This window comes from Paenibacillus sp. PCH8 (genome assembly GCF_002968835.1).
Classification (GTDB): domain Bacteria; phylum Bacillota; class Bacilli; order Paenibacillales; family Paenibacillaceae; genus Paenibacillus.
In genome coordinates this window covers 1978360-1993398 of the sequence record NZ_PKQK01000001.1, presented here as the reverse complement: position 1 = coordinate 1993398, position 15039 = coordinate 1978360, and the positions used below count along the sequence as shown (strand labels likewise).

General features: G+C 35.0%; 13 protein-coding genes. All 13 read right to left on the bottom strand.

The window, feature by feature from the left end; translation table 11 throughout:
* Positions 1 to 11: 11 nt before the first annotated feature.
* On the bottom strand, positions 12 to 2555 hold the full coding sequence (locus C0Q44_RS08605) for a hypothetical protein (protein WP_105406894.1): 2544 nt from the start codon (positions 2553 to 2555) through the stop codon (positions 12 to 14).
* 11 nt (positions 2556 to 2566) lie between these two features.
* The gene (locus tag C0Q44_RS30845; protein ID WP_258166216.1) at positions 2567 to 2698 is read right to left on the bottom strand and encodes a hypothetical protein; all 132 of its coding nucleotides are present in this window, start codon (positions 2696 to 2698) and stop codon (positions 2567 to 2569) included.
* Positions 2699 to 2850: 152 nt separating this feature from the next.
* Complete coding sequence (locus C0Q44_RS08595; protein ID WP_105406892.1) at positions 2851 to 4731, bottom strand: hypothetical protein; 1881 nt, start codon at positions 4729 to 4731, stop codon at positions 2851 to 2853.
* Between the two features lie 69 nt (positions 4732 to 4800).
* The gene (locus C0Q44_RS08590; RefSeq protein ID WP_105406891.1) at positions 4801 to 5868 is read right to left on the bottom strand and encodes an NAD-dependent epimerase/dehydratase family protein; all 1068 of its coding nucleotides are present in this window, start codon (positions 5866 to 5868) and stop codon (positions 4801 to 4803) included.
* A gap of 2 nt (positions 5869 to 5870) precedes the next feature.
* Complete coding sequence (locus tag C0Q44_RS08585; RefSeq protein ID WP_105406890.1) at positions 5871 to 6596, bottom strand: IspD/TarI family cytidylyltransferase; 726 nt, start codon at positions 6594 to 6596, stop codon at positions 5871 to 5873.
* A 308-nt stretch (positions 6597 to 6904) separates the two neighbouring features.
* A complete protein-coding gene (locus tag C0Q44_RS08580; protein ID WP_105406889.1) occupies positions 6905 to 8107 on the bottom strand; it encodes a CDP-glycerol glycerophosphotransferase family protein in 1203 nt (400 codons plus the stop codon).
* 11 nt (positions 8108 to 8118) lie between these two features.
* Positions 8119 to 9189 carry an NAD-dependent epimerase/dehydratase family protein gene (locus C0Q44_RS08575; protein ID WP_105406888.1) on the bottom strand — a complete coding sequence of 357 codons (1071 nt, stop codon included), beginning with the start codon at positions 9187 to 9189 and terminating at the stop codon, positions 8119 to 8121.
* A gap of 110 nt (positions 9190 to 9299) precedes the next feature.
* On the bottom strand, positions 9300 to 10082 hold the full coding sequence (locus C0Q44_RS08570) for an IspD/TarI family cytidylyltransferase (protein ID WP_258166215.1): 783 nt from the start codon (positions 10080 to 10082) through the stop codon (positions 9300 to 9302).
* 199 nt (positions 10083 to 10281) lie between these two features.
* Positions 10282 to 11124, bottom strand: coding sequence for a TylF/MycF/NovP-related O-methyltransferase (locus C0Q44_RS08565; RefSeq protein WP_105406887.1), 843 nt, complete (start codon positions 11122 to 11124; stop codon positions 10282 to 10284).
* Between the two features lie 71 nt (positions 11125 to 11195).
* The gene (locus C0Q44_RS08560; RefSeq protein WP_105406886.1) at positions 11196 to 13079 is read right to left on the bottom strand and encodes a glycosyltransferase; all 1884 of its coding nucleotides are present in this window, start codon (positions 13077 to 13079) and stop codon (positions 11196 to 11198) included.
* Between the two features lie 161 nt (positions 13080 to 13240).
* Complete coding sequence (gene hag, locus C0Q44_RS08555; RefSeq protein WP_105406885.1) at positions 13241 to 14134, bottom strand: flagellin Hag; 894 nt, start codon at positions 14132 to 14134, stop codon at positions 13241 to 13243.
* A 144-nt stretch (positions 14135 to 14278) separates the two neighbouring features.
* Complete coding sequence (csrA, locus tag C0Q44_RS08550; protein WP_105406884.1) at positions 14279 to 14524, bottom strand: carbon storage regulator CsrA; 246 nt, start codon at positions 14522 to 14524, stop codon at positions 14279 to 14281.
* Position 14525: 1 nt separating this feature from the next.
* Positions 14526 to 14939 (bottom strand): flagellar assembly protein FliW, encoded by a 414-nt coding sequence (gene fliW, locus C0Q44_RS08545; RefSeq protein WP_258166286.1) that lies wholly within the window; start codon positions 14937 to 14939, stop codon positions 14526 to 14528.
* Between the last annotated feature and the right edge of the window lie 100 nt (positions 14940 to 15039).

The following is a 15039-nucleotide window of genomic DNA, read 5'->3' as shown; positions in this document are numbered from 1 at the left end:
CTCTTCTTCCACTAATACTGCCCTTTTTCCGCACATTCCAATTGATTCGTGATCTTTAATTGGTTAGTTATATGTTGATGTATTTTCAAGCCACTTGTTCCGTCCATGTTATTAATAACCTTTTGATACGCTCTTTTTTGAGCTACACTGTGTTCAATATTATATTTATCTAAACCGTCAAGAAAGTCTTCAACGTTGGAAAGTAGTCCTTCTCTACAAGCATAAGGTAGATTGCTGCCCCATTCTTGATAATATAGTCTGGATTCATTTTTAATAAATTTGCTCTCTTTCATAACTACCTGTCGAGTTTCAGTATTTATAAATAGCAGTGAGCTATCATATGCTGTAAGTGCAACGATCTGATTTTCGTTAATTCTTTTCACAAAATAGTAATTATTCGGCCAATTATGTTGTTCTGATTTCCTTTCTCCTTCTTTGTATGGCAAATCCAAAATGTATTCTTGCATAATCCCTGATTCTTTATTAATTTCGACAATCATATTACCTTTTTTAGGGAATAACAGCATATAGTCTGTGGCACAATTTATTATGCTGAAAAATCCTTTTCCTTCTGACAAAAATCCTTTTGGATATTTATCATATTCGAATGTTTGATTTGTTTTACGATTCCACTTAACTATTGGTCCATCTTCATTTGAAATCAACCAATAGTATTCACCGTCATTTTCCATACGATAAAATCCTGTTTCTTTAGTTCCGACTTTGTGCAGTATTATAGTCTCGGTAACTGTATTAAATTCAATAATTATATTTGTCTGAGCAGCTGCCAAAAAAAGCAAGTCGCCTTCTTGAACAATTGCATTCATAAAATATAGACCCTGATTATTATTCAAAGAATATTTTTTTATTTTTTTTACTATTTCAGAATAATATTTGAAGGTTCCATCCGTTACGTTATACCTGACTAAAGCAAAATGATTCACTGGTAAAAAGTACAGGAAATTATTCAGTCGCACTGCTCTTGTAAATTTAGAGAAAACATTATCATTCTCATTTTCATATGCAACTTTTTCGAATTTATTGTTTTCCATATCATAAATGGCCATCTCTTCTGCACGACTTGGTACAAAGTATAATTTATGATCTACTTTAGCGATATCGTGATACAACAGATCTTTTATTGGAAGCTCATTGGGGATACTATTCATAATCTCAACTTGAGCAGTGTGAATGTTCATTTTACATAAAGCATTATAATGAGCGTGAGTAAACCACAGTTCTTCACCTTCTAGATGGGCATCTGCAAATCCTAGTCGGTTAATATCTTCGTCTCCAAAATGGAGTAAAAATATTGGTTTTCCTGTAGCCCCAAACAAATGAATAACAGAAGAGCCTTCTTCCCCAATATATGCATCTGAAATCGCTACAGAAAGTGAGATGTCCGGACTTGCATCCAAAATACCCATTTGACTAAATATAAATTCTTCTTCTATCTCGCAGTACTCCTGATAGAGTTGTGGAAACGTTGATTTTAATGTAGCCTTAACTAGAGGATGTGGTCTCCATAACAACACTTCGTTCTCTCTGCCCTTAAAACAAGTAAATACATCCCTCATCTTCTCAAGGCATTTTTCTTTATATTCATATAAGCTGGATAGACTTGTATTATAGAAAATGATCTTCTTATCTTGGATAATGGACTCCCACTCTATCGGTATTACTCTATTTTCTTTAGAAAGCACTTGTACTTTGTCTACTTTTGGGGAGCCTAGCGCGACTAATTTTTCTGAAGCGACGTTACCTTTATAGAAACTACTCACACTTTCCGATTGAGTGACAATTACATCCATAAATTGGTATGTCGGTAACGAAGTAAGACTTTTTGAGATTGATCCTCCGGTTACAAAATAAGGAATATACACAAGAAGATTGGTATACTCTTTTAATATAGAAGCATAGAACGAAGGATGAACAGATGTAACATTATTGTATTGATCATATGGATTGTGTATATAGATTACGTCAGGCATTTGCTGCTTAAAATCATAGTTATTAAATGGCATAGTCGGAACGTATGATGGAAATTCGGCTCCCTCATATCTTAACAATTGTGTTTTTGGATTTTGAATAAATTCAAAGTATGGGACAGGAATAACATAACAATTACAATTCGGATCTTCATTCGCAGCTTTCCATACGCTCTCCATTGAATCCCACATGGAAGCTTTATATGGAAGAAATACAACCTCATATTTCACGTGAATTTCACTCTCAATACATATTTCTATATCGTGCAATTGGTCAGCTAAGTTTTTCAACGGATTACTCGCAAGATAATCTGCATTCTCTACATTTATATAAACTTGGTAGACACTTTCACAATAATTTTCTAATTTCTTGATAATGTATCCAGTATCTTGGTTAGCCTGCTGCTCTATTGTAGTTCCAATACTTATAGCACCTTCTTGACAAGCTTTTAGTACTTCTAACGAATCGGTATATCGCCCAGCATGAACAAGTGTTTCTAAATTAGAGGTCGCTTGTTGAAGTGAATAAACTACATTCAACAAAGTACTTTTCATCTTTTTTCGCACTAATAATCTCCTTAAATCATATTTTCCCAGATATTCATCGTTTCTTCTGAGGCGAAGCTGTCATAATACCCAAAACCCTTACTTAGTGTTGGTGGCATAATCGTTCTCTTAACATCCATCATTTCACTAAACGAATCTACCATGCCTAAATTAATAGGTTGCAGATACCAACTTTCATTTAAGTATTCCAAATCAGCTATAAAGTCTTGAACACCTCTCTGCAAGGCTATAATTTCGTTGTGGTTATACTCACTAGACTTTATAAACTGAGGGTTCCCTTTTTCGTCGAAGCATTTTAACTGTCCTTCGGATGACGCATACGCAACTTCAAAAAGCTGATAAAATTTTTGAAAAGAGAAACGAGTTTCTCCTGCATCTCCAAACAATCGCTGTATCTCATCCAAATTGGAGATATATTCATTGGGGCATCTTTAACATCAAAACATATCAATTTCATATTTGAGAGTAATTTTTTGAGATTATGAAAACTTGTTCCTTTTGTATATAAGTCAAAGAAGTATACCTCACGGTCATCATTGTACTTATTCTGAAGGACCAGGTCTATATACTTGAGATAGTTTACTCGCTCTTTTAAAGCATTACTGAGAATTAACTGCTTATATTCAAGTACTCGTTCTATAATTTGATCGCTATCTTGGGTATCCTGAATTGTATTTAGTTCACAATTCAGAATCTCATCCTTAGGATCGAAATCAATACCTAACCGTTGCCCTAAAATTTGATTAAGCTTACCTCTTGATAAATCCAATACTGAACGAACAATATTTGCTATATCCTTTTCCGAATGGATACAAGCGACGTTTACCGCTCTTCTGGATATATAAAAATAGATGCCTTCAGGCAACCCCAAATCAACTTGTTGACTTCTTATTTTTTCGTATAATTGATGTAGCAGATACCCATCTCGCGAAGCGAATAAAATAACAGCACTATGATTAAATCTATATTTCTCTGTAAGCCAAGTAAGGAACTTTATTGTCAAGCCAGCGAAACAATAGTATCCAAGTTCATATAAATTTTTAATCTCCATTTTACCTTTAGAAGAGGATAAAACGAACGGATCGTTAAACGCTTTCGATGCTAGGACGCCTAATAAGATGCTGTCGTTTAACGTTATCGCCTTCGGAAGGATATGACGAATTGAGGATTTACTCCATAACTCATATGAAGTCGCCAAATAATTTGCTTCGATATTATAATTTTTGACCTTATCAACATTTCTATTACCAATGTGCATTTTCTTTCCTGTGCCGGCAATTTCATTAAAATACTTATAGATCGAGCCATCTCGAGTTGTCTTTCTAATTTCATTAGAGATTAAACACTCACAATTCTCAACATTAATAAAGCAATTTTCAAGAAGACTTTGAATCTGCGGGCTTGTAAGGCTTGTTTCAAATATTAAATAGACCCTTTTACCTTGCTCCCTAGCATAGTCTAGTAGATAAACAATAGATTCTCTCTTAATTGAGTACTTCCTTTCCGTCTCAATCTCCAGTTCCATTAACCGTGGCCACAACTGTGAATCGATCTTAGGCTGATTGTTTTGGATCTCTTCATATATTTCTGTCAAATTTGGAATATACCCCATATCTATTAATGTTTGCTCTGCTTTAACCCTTAAATAGCTAAAATTCAAATTATCCACAAAAGGTTTTGACTTGGACTCAACGATATCAAAAATATGATCTGGATGCAGAACTTTTCGCATAATCAATGTGTCCCATAGATCAAATGAAACGATATCACTTCTATCAATATGATTCTTTAATTCTGTAATGTTCTTCTTCCAGTATGGCTCATCAAAAAATTCGTTCTCATGATCCTTAGACAAATTTTCACCTGTTAAATCATATATTTCTAAACCAGCCTCTTCAGCGTGCTTTATTCTATTGTAGATTGTTTTAACTGATTTCATTTGAGAAACAATAATAATTAATTTGGCATTATTCATTACTGAATCGATAGACATAACTTCTTTTCCATACACAACTTCACCGATTCTTTCATTGGCCACAATACCAACAAAATTATAGAGTTCATGCAATTCTAAAATCTTTCTTGTAGTAATCCCCAACCCGTATAAAGCAATGGGCCGTTTATTATGCTCTTTGAATGTTTCAATAAACTTTTGATGGATTTGTTCACTCATCATGCAAACCTACCCTATAATTATACTGAAAAACTTTACATATACTGGATAAATAAATAATAAATGCGACTTTTAGACAGTTAATTTCTGTTCATTCAATGTCATGTAATCAATCATTCGTTTGTACATGAGTTCTAATCCATACTTAGGTTTCCAACCGAGTTCCACAATTTTTGAAGCTGATAGCTTTATATTAGTTGTAACAGCATATCCGTATTGATTTAGCGCAGGAATTTCATACTTCACTTTAATATTTCCCCCGGAAACATTCTGAGCTACAAGATTCGCCATTTCTCTAATACTTAAACTAGCTTCTTCATTGACCACATTATATTCCTGTCCATTGACACCATTGAACAGAATATAGAACAGCGCCCGAATTACATCCGCTGAATAGCAATAATTACCCATAGATGATCCATCTGTATGAAGCACAATATCCTTACCTTGAAGAACACTGCGAGCAAATTGCGCAAAGACTCTATTCTCATTCTCAGAAATACCAGCTCCAAAGGTTTGTGCAAGTCTTGCAACCTTAACAGGAACCTTGTATTCAGAAAAATAACTGAAGCAAATGTTCTCTGCCATTCTCTTACCGAGAGGGTAACAGTTCCTTGTATTATAAATTTCAATACGCCCCAGATCCTTCTCACCAACTTTGGAACTCCCCTCACTACTACCGTAGACTTCCATAGAAGAAAGGAAAACAACACTTTTTACGTTTTGTTCTGCTGACAACTTCATGACATTAAATGTCCCTTGCACAATTCCCTCGGTCACTTCAACAGGTTCTTCAATCATTGCCTTCGAATTGGTCACAGCTGCACAATGGAAAATAAAATCAACTTGCATTTCGAGTGATAACAACTGTCGAATGTCACTTTCCACTATTTCTACTTCCAATGAATTAAATACATTCACTGCTTTATTGTAATCACGAACAAGTGCTACAATTCTAATGTTATATTGATAGTTCTTATTCATATAATCAAAAAAACGAACTAATAAAGACCCTATATATCCTGTTGCTCCTGTAATAAATACAGTGCTATTCTTAATACTTTCCCACGGTAGATGAGCATCCTGTATATATTCAAAATCTTCTTTTAGAATTTCATTCATCGTATCACCAATTTTCAATGTTATAGTCCGAATATTTGCGAATTCTCCTCGGCTTCAAATAAAGCTCTAAAAATATAATAATCTGCAGGAGTCGTAATTTTGATGTTATAGTTAGAACCAAGTACTGTATGAAGATCATGTCCATAATAATTCATTAAGGAAGCAGCATCTATCATTGAATGAATCCCCTCAGTCTGTGCCTTATGATGTGCTTCCATAAGTCTGTCCATATAAAAACATTGAGGTGCTTTTGCAATTCTAGCCTTGTCCCTATTCTCTACTCGTAAAATCTTTCCATCATCATCTACTGAGGTTATAGTTTCAATCGCGTAACTAACAGTCACAGAGGATCCTCGATTTTTAACCGTTTCAATATTATCTGTTATTAACTTTTCATCTATTAACGGACGTACCCCATCATGAATTATTGCAATATGATTTTTTAAATGACCCATTTCATTGTAAACAGCTTTCAGTCCATTATAGGTTGACATTTGGACTGTTTCTCCGCCTCCTACAACCCACTTCACTTTAGTTATATAATTTCTTTTTATGACATTCTCTAGTTCTTTGTTCCACCCTTTAACACAAACCACCACTATATTATCCACTTTTGGATGGCGTTCGAAATGTTCTAATGTATGAATAATGATCGGTTTTCCATGAAGCTCCAGAAATTGTTTAGGTTTTGTTCTACTATTCATTCTTACTCCAGTTCCACCTGCCAAAATGATCGCCGTTATCATTTTATTCCTCCTCCTATGCTGTCTGATTTCCAAGATAAACTACATGATGGGTTTCGATTAAATTAAGCATATATTATACACGGTATTATAAGATAAAAACTAATATGAAGTGAGATACACTTACTACAGTTCTCTAACTTATATCGGATTAAAAGGAAACTTTCATTAGCTCAAAGCTTACAACATATCCTCCAATTAATTCCAAAAATGAAGCAAAAAAATAAGAAGATGTCTCCTAAAAAGGGAACCATCTTCTATACTTTTGAAGCCAATAATAGTAAAAATTTAAAGCTGTAACGTTCGATCTCTTAAGTTTTTTTTTGTATAAGATCAACAACTCTTTGGCTCGCATAGCCGTCTTCCAATAATTCAACTTCATCACGTAATTTGCCTAGGCCATTATGATACTCCTCCTCATTAAACTCAATGATATTTTTTAATAGCTCATCATTTCTATATGATACTTTAAAAGGTAAATCCTCCATATCCCAAAGAAGCCTACCTCTATCTTTCACATAATCATCCATATCCTCAGCGAAAATAAATACGGGGATATTCATAGCTGCAGCGTCGAAGGCTATACTTGAATAATCTGAAATAAACAGATCCGTGGCAGCTAATACGTCATATGCATCATCTCTATTAGTTATATCAAAAATGATAGAGTTATTCTCTTTGTTCTCAAATTTCTGACCTTTGAGGCTTGGATGTAACCGTACAAAGATATACCAATCGCCCTGGAACTTTTTATTTAATACTTCGTGTAAAGCTTCATATGACAGTCGGCTCTCCCCCGATAAAGTATTCATAACCATATTTTGCGTCCCACTCCGAAATGTTGGAGCATAAAGCAATATTTTTGAATTTTCAGGCAGTTCAAATTCTTTGCGTATTCTTTTACGCATATGCTCTGCCTCTCTATAAACATCACATCTTGGAGAGCCGGTTTTAATGATTTCACCTTCGTAAAAGAACGCCTTCCTATACATATCACTGCACCATGAAGAATTAGACAAAAAATAATCCACAAGTTGAGAATCATGTTTGCTGACCAAACGGGCTATCTCAGGAAAGGAAGTTCCTCTCAATTCACCTACAGCTTTAAAGCCAATTGCTCCATGCCACGTAGCTATATACAATTGCTTTTTTCTCTTTCTAGTTTCCAATGGCTTTCTATGGTTATCGATCCATATGGCTGCTGTGGATAGTTGGTATGCTCTGTTCCAAAAACTGTTTTTCTTCACAAGAATCTCACTCGGAAATATATTGGAAGTATCATTTACTAACCAAATAAGTTTGTATGGTTGGCTGCTTAATTTATTTCTCTTTAGAATCTCCTCAGCTATATATTTAGGATTACAACTGTATCCTTGTTTTCCTTCAAAACTGGATAATACAACTTTTTTATCGTCCATTGGTAAAAACCGAAACAAATAGTACAAAGCTGCTATAGAGATAGCTTTTATACGTCGATAAACAATATATAGACTTTCACTGAACGCTCTGCTCATGTTGCCTCCGATTACCTGGATTCTATTTTAAGTTCATGGATTATTTCAACAGTATTTTTCAAACTTTCTTTTATATCAAATATGGGGGACCAATCCAATAATTTCAATTTATCAATATTTAAGATGGCTTTACTCGCCTTAGAATATCCCATTTGTTCTTCTTCATTTGCTAATTCGTATCTGATCTGTCTTCCATTAAGGCTAGCCAAGTATGTTGCTAAATCTTTAAGGGTGATATTCCCTTTTTTCCCAGAAAGGTTGTAACATTCCCCACTCTTACTCTCGAACATTATTTTTAATATGCCTAATACAGCATCACCAACATAACAATAACTAAAATATTGATTCCCTTCACTTTTCAGGACGATATCATCTTTATTTACCGCATTTTTTATAAGTTGAGACACTGCTTTACTATCATCCATATTCATGGTTGGCCCAAAAATTCTTGCCAAACGAACAGTTACAAAATCAACGTTTTTCTCTTTACAATAAGCTTGGCATAGTGCTTCTGCTACCCGCTTCCCTTCTGGGTATCCTGCCCTTAAAGTATTGCAGTCAATATAGCCACAATAATCTTCAGTGAATTCCTCAACGTCTCCTCTATTTTCTCCATATACTTCAACCGAAGATAGTAGTACAAATCGTGCTCCCTGTCCACGAGCTGCTAATTCAAGCATATTGTTTGTACCCAACGTATTAATTAATATAGTATCAATGGGTGCATTGGAATATTCTAAAGGGTGGGTTTTGCTGGCTGCATGAATAACAAAGTCAACTGCTTCGATTTCTCTAAGCGTGTTAAAATCATTGATATCACATGGTATGAATTGAAATCTTTCATAACCTAGATAATCAGTAAATAAAGAACTAGCTTGGCTCATTGTTCTCCCTAAAGCAATAATGGATATGTTATCCTGATAGATCTTATTTCGATACATAATTACATCAATTAAAAATCTCCCGATCATCCCACTGGCACCTGATATTATTATTTTTTTATTACTAACCTTTTCCCAGTTGAGATCTTGATCTGCCACTTTCTTTATATCCATAACATAATTCAAACTTTTCTGAATCATAAGTTATTGTCTCCTTGGAATATAACTTGAACCTTTATTTAATGTTTTGAATTAAAATAATCAACAATTACCCATAAACACTAATTTCATTTATAGCAGATTGATATAGCCTACTGTGTATGCAGAAGTGCCTTGAGTATTTCCATATCTTCCATCGTTGTCAACTTTATATTTTTTTCCGAACCTTTTGATAAATATATTTTCTCCCCCAACTCCTGCATTAAAGTGCAACTTGCTACTGAATTTTCTATCCCCATTTTTGCTGCCTCTTCATGCGCCCAGAGAAGTTTGCCAAGAGAATAGGTATGAGGCGTCTGAGTCCTAAATAATTGTTCTCTAGGTATATAAAAATCAGATGACAGTCCATCCTCGCTTCTAAATACCGCTTCATTACAAGGTATAGCAGCTACAGCAACGCCATAATCTTTAAATGTAGCCAAACTATCGGATATAATTTCATTAGTAATTAAGGGTCGATTCCCATCATGAACCATGACTGTATCTTGTGCTTTACATGAATATTCTAGTTCTTTTAAACCCTTATATATTGATTCTTGACCTGTACTCCCACCAGCAACAACCCATTTCAACTTTGTAATCCCATGTTGGTTAGCATAAGACAACAAAACTTCTCTCCATCCCTCTAAGGTCACAACCATTAAAGCGTCTATGTTGGGATCATTCTGGAAAACTTCCATTGTATAGATGATTATTGGTTTATTATCTATATGAAGAAATTGCTTCGGAATACTTTGGCGCATTCTACTAGCAGTACCCGCAGCTGTTAATAAAGCTATGTTCATCTCTAGAACACCCCAATTCATTCTCATATTCATATTAATTAATAAGTTTCTTGAATATATCATTAATTTATATACTGCATTTAAAATCATACACTTAAGTGAGCTAGGCTAAATCCAAATTTCCCTCTTAAGTAAACTTAGGTTTTCTCGTTTACAGTTTTCTGAAGAATTATTCATGGGCTAATTTTTCAACACTTATATTTGAGTTCTAAACGATTCTCCCCTATCTTGTAATTACTCTTCTTCACCCAGCTCAAAAAAATCACCTAAATTAAGGATATTATCCCAATTATTTAGCTAAAACAACACTACTGCCTCTATCCAAGATCGGGAGGTAGGGAACATTATATTTCTCACTAAATTCTCTTACGGCCAAGGTGGCCCCAGGCCAATTAACCTTATCATAATCATGAATAAATATATAACCTCCACTTACTAATCGCGGATAAAAATATTCTAGTCCTTGTAAAATTGGCTTGTACAAATCAGCATCCAAACTTACAAAACAAAAAGTATCCTCTAATCCAACTGCAGTATCAGGAAAGTATCCTTTTTTCACGGTCACCTTTTCAGGAAATTGCATTCTATTTAAAACGAGTTCTACATTTGTATCCGTAAACATTGGTGAACTAGATACATATTCATCTTTATGATGCTCATCTCGCTCATCAAACCCCTCAAAAGTGTCAAAAAGATACAGGTTTTTATCTGGGAAGAACCTATTCAAATAACTAGCAAATTCTCCTTTATATACGCCGAGTTCTGCAATATTTCCGGGAATTTGACGCTTATTTATTTCTTCAATGCACGCACGAGCCATCACATATCTATTCTCAAGCCATTGAATATTTTTATCATCAGGATGGAAAGTTATAATTTTCTCTTCTTCTACGCCTAGATTCATTAGCTGATTTTTAATATCTTTTTCTAAGGTTCCAACAGAAACAATGATACTGTCATACTGATAGTACTGAATTTTTTCGGGAGGAATAATCGGTACATCATTTACCATGTGACCATGTTTTGCTTGATGATTGTCTACAAAAGCTACTACTTTAATATATCGCTCATCCAAAGAATACAGTATACGCTTACCATATCCGGAAGCCCCAAAAATTAAAACATTTTTCATTTAATTCATCCCTCTCCTACACCTCTCACTTTACAGCGAAATTTAAGTTAAGTTAATCTTCCCTCTTTAATTCAATTTTTTATATTACCTACCCATAAAGCTGTTGGATAACGTTTAGATATTTCCTTCTGTAATTGCATCGTCTCAGATTGATCATTAGAATTTTTAGTTAAATCAAAATATCTCTCATAGTTTTGATAGGTGGGGTTATTTTCCTTTAAATAGTCATAAAAGAATGCTGCATCTTCCAGATAGTTATTCCGGAAACACAAGTCTCCAAGCAACTGCATGACTTCAATATTATTATTTTTATTGTTATAAAGAGTAGTTAACATATCTATAGCCAACTCATCAAAGTTATATTTTTTCAAGAGGTTGCTAAGTGTTATTTTGTAATTTTGCTTTGATTCCATAAGCTTTTCTGCAAGTTCCTGGAACAAATCAAACTCCTCGATAATAATCAGCTTCTCACACAATACAAACAACGCTCTTTCTAAACTCACACTCATTGAGCTAGGTAAGGCTTTTCCTTCAAAAAGCATTCTGATACCCTTTAATTCTTTATTCCCCAAGTTCATCAAAGGCTGAAGTTGAGTGATTAAATTTATTTCTTTAAACACATACGCTAAGAGCAGAAGATCATCACCATTTTCTTCTTTAGTGATATCCCCAGACTGGTCTAAAGCTCTCTTCATAACTTGCCGATCCTTACTATAAATCATCGCTGCTACATTAATATGGGCATCTGCTTCTATCTTGAATTTTTCCAGATAATAATGGAGTAATGGGTGACGCAAACCATATAACATATTCATTAGGTTTTGTAAGTCTTGTATATTATCCATTTTATAAAACTTCTCAATATTTTGTATAATTTCATCAGCAGGCTGATTCATTCTCAATGTAAATTCCAAATAATTAAAAATAATTTCTAATGAGCTTTTTGTTTCCATAGCTTGTTTCTTCTTTTTATAACTTTCATTCAGATCCCCTTGTAGTTCATATAGCTCAGACAGCTCAAGATGAGCCCTAAAGCTACCACTACCTTCGGTCACCGCAGTACCCTGATCCCCCAGTTCAAGACAGCGTAAAAAGCAAACCTCGGCGTCTTTATAATATCCTGCATTTTTATATATAACGCCTTGGATATATTTCATTTCAGTTTCATTAGGATAAATTGAGGTTGCATCTCTTAAAATATTTAATGCTTCATCGCTCTGCCCTATCTCTGCAAGAGAATATGCCAATTTAGTTAGTAATTCAGGCAAGTACATGCGGTCCTTACTTAGTGGATAAGCTCGTTTGAAAAATTCTATTGCTTTCATGTAGTCATGCAATCCAAAATATGTCTTTCCCATATTAAATAAGTTATATCCTGTCGGATTTTCTTTAACTTCCAATTTCATCAGCGGAAGATTTCGATTCACTTTTTTTTCTTCAAGTTTATTGGAATCTTCGTATCCCGAGTGAACGATTAAACAATTAGAAGTCCCACTTATAAGGTTTTTATGATTATCAATAATATTTAAATGTTCATGTAGTCTGTTCTCATAATATAATTCAAAATCATTTTTAAATAATCTTACTGCAGTATGATTAAATGCTGTACCTTGATTTGTTGTATTTTTAATATTAAAAACATAGAAGTCTAGTTCCTCTTGTAAATCTTTTTGTAATTCATGTCCTGATTCCAAATATTCATCGGCATCCAACACTAAAATATAATCAGATGCAGCATATCCAATGGATTCATTCCTTGCTGCAGAAAAATCATTAATCCATTCAAATGAATAGATTTTATCTGTATATTTTCTTGCTATATCTAGTGTGCTATCTATTGAGCCCGTGTCTACAATAATGATTTCATCAACAAATTCTTTAACACTATCTAAACATCGTTCCAAAACGCTCTCTTCATCTTTAACTATCATGCATAACGAAATCGTATTAGTCATAGAACCCTCTCGTCTCTTCAGTCTTATACTATATGTCGGTGCACTTCCCTATTTTAATTAGTCGTTTTTCGGGGAATCCATCTAAAAATTTATGGAATTTCTATTCTAAATACAAAAAAACTGCCAAGACAAAGCCTGGCAGTTTTTGAGATAATATAAAATTAACGAAGCAATTGCAGAACAGCTTGTGGCTGTTGGTTTGCTTGTGCCAACATTGCTTGGGAAGCTTGAGCCAAGATGTTGTTTTTCGTTTGGTTCATCATTTCTTTAGCCATGTCTACGTCACGAATACGGGATTCAGCAGCAGACAAGTTCTCGGAAGTCGTTCCCAAGTTGTTGATTGTGTGCTCCAAACGGTTTTGATAAGCACCCAATTTTGCACGTTCTGTGGAAACTGTTTCAATCGCTTTGTTAATTGTTGTGATTGCATTATTCGCCGAAGTTGCGCTGGAAATGCTGATACCACCAGTTACAGCTGCTGCTGTTGCACCAGTTGCAGAAGTAGACCCTGTCGCTGCACCAACACCTAGGCTCGCTGCATCCATCGCTTTAATTGTAAGAGAGATGTTTTGGCCAGCATTCGCACCGATATGGAAGCTCAGGTTAGCTGCACTAGTTACGCTTGAGCCGCTATCCGCGAAACCGTCAAGCAACTTCTTCGTGTTAAACTCAGTTGTATTGGAGATACGAGTGATCTCTTTAGCCAACTCATTTACTTCATCTTGCAATGCAGTACGGTCTTTATCTGTGTTCGTATCATTGGAAGATTGAACTGCCAATTCACGCATACGTTGCAGGATGGAGTGAGTTTCGTTCAATGCACCCTCAGCTGTTTGGATCAAGGAAATGCTGTCTTGACCGTTTTTAGTAGCCATATCCAAACCGCGGATTTGACCGCGCATTTTTTCGGAAATTGCCAGACCTGCAGCATCGTCACCAGCGCGGTTAATACGCAGACCGGAAGACAATTTTTCGATAGCCTTGTTTGTGTTAGTTGTGTTTGCACCCAATTGACGGTGAGTGTTCATTGCAGCAATATTGTGGTTGATAATCATTTGAAATTTCCTCCCTGAAAATAAGTTAGTTCCACATCCTTGTGGTAAACGCCGCGACATTAAGGTCGGCCGCCCTGCCGAAGCAGCGTCTAAACTATATATCGACAGGAAGAGTACAACTGTTTATAGTAAATTGGAATATTTTTATTTTTTTTTGTTTTCGATTCCTTGGAGCAATTTCATAAAAGCATTTACACTAGGAACATCTGGTGTTGCGGACTCTCGATTAGCCTCCTGAATAGATGCATACACCTCTTTCCGAAAAATATCAATGTGCTTGGGGGCGGATATGCCGATCCGTACTGTATCACCTTCTACTGCCAATACAGTTATCTCAATATTATCTTGAATGATAATAGATTCTCCTTTTTTACGTGACAATACTAACATTTCAGACCCCCTCCTTCGTCGAAGTCGCTTCTTCTGTCCATATGAGATGTTTAGTCACATAACCTGATTGTTGAAGAACAACTTGCTTGCCCACCCTATGTGCAGGATTAATTATAACAGGGGCTAAGAGATTCATCGTTGATTTTGTCACATCTGAATGTATAGTGACTATGGAATATACGGCCACATCTTCTTCGATTTTGAGTTCTTCTTTATCTTCTTCACTCAGTTCAAAACTATAATCCTGTTTAAACTCAAATGGACTGACTACCAAGAAAGACAACTCTTTCTCCGTTAATGATTGTAAGTAACTGAATGGTGTGTCTTCCCAAGGGATTAGTGCAAAACTAGTTTCATTTTCAAAACCAGGTAGACCTCTGGGAAATTGATACGTGTTGTTTTCATCTACTTCAATTTCACCCCATGTACTTGTCTCAATAATAATAATAAACGCCTCCTTGGCGATAATTTTATAGAAAAAAGCTATAGCGGGGTATTACATCCGTCTATAGCTC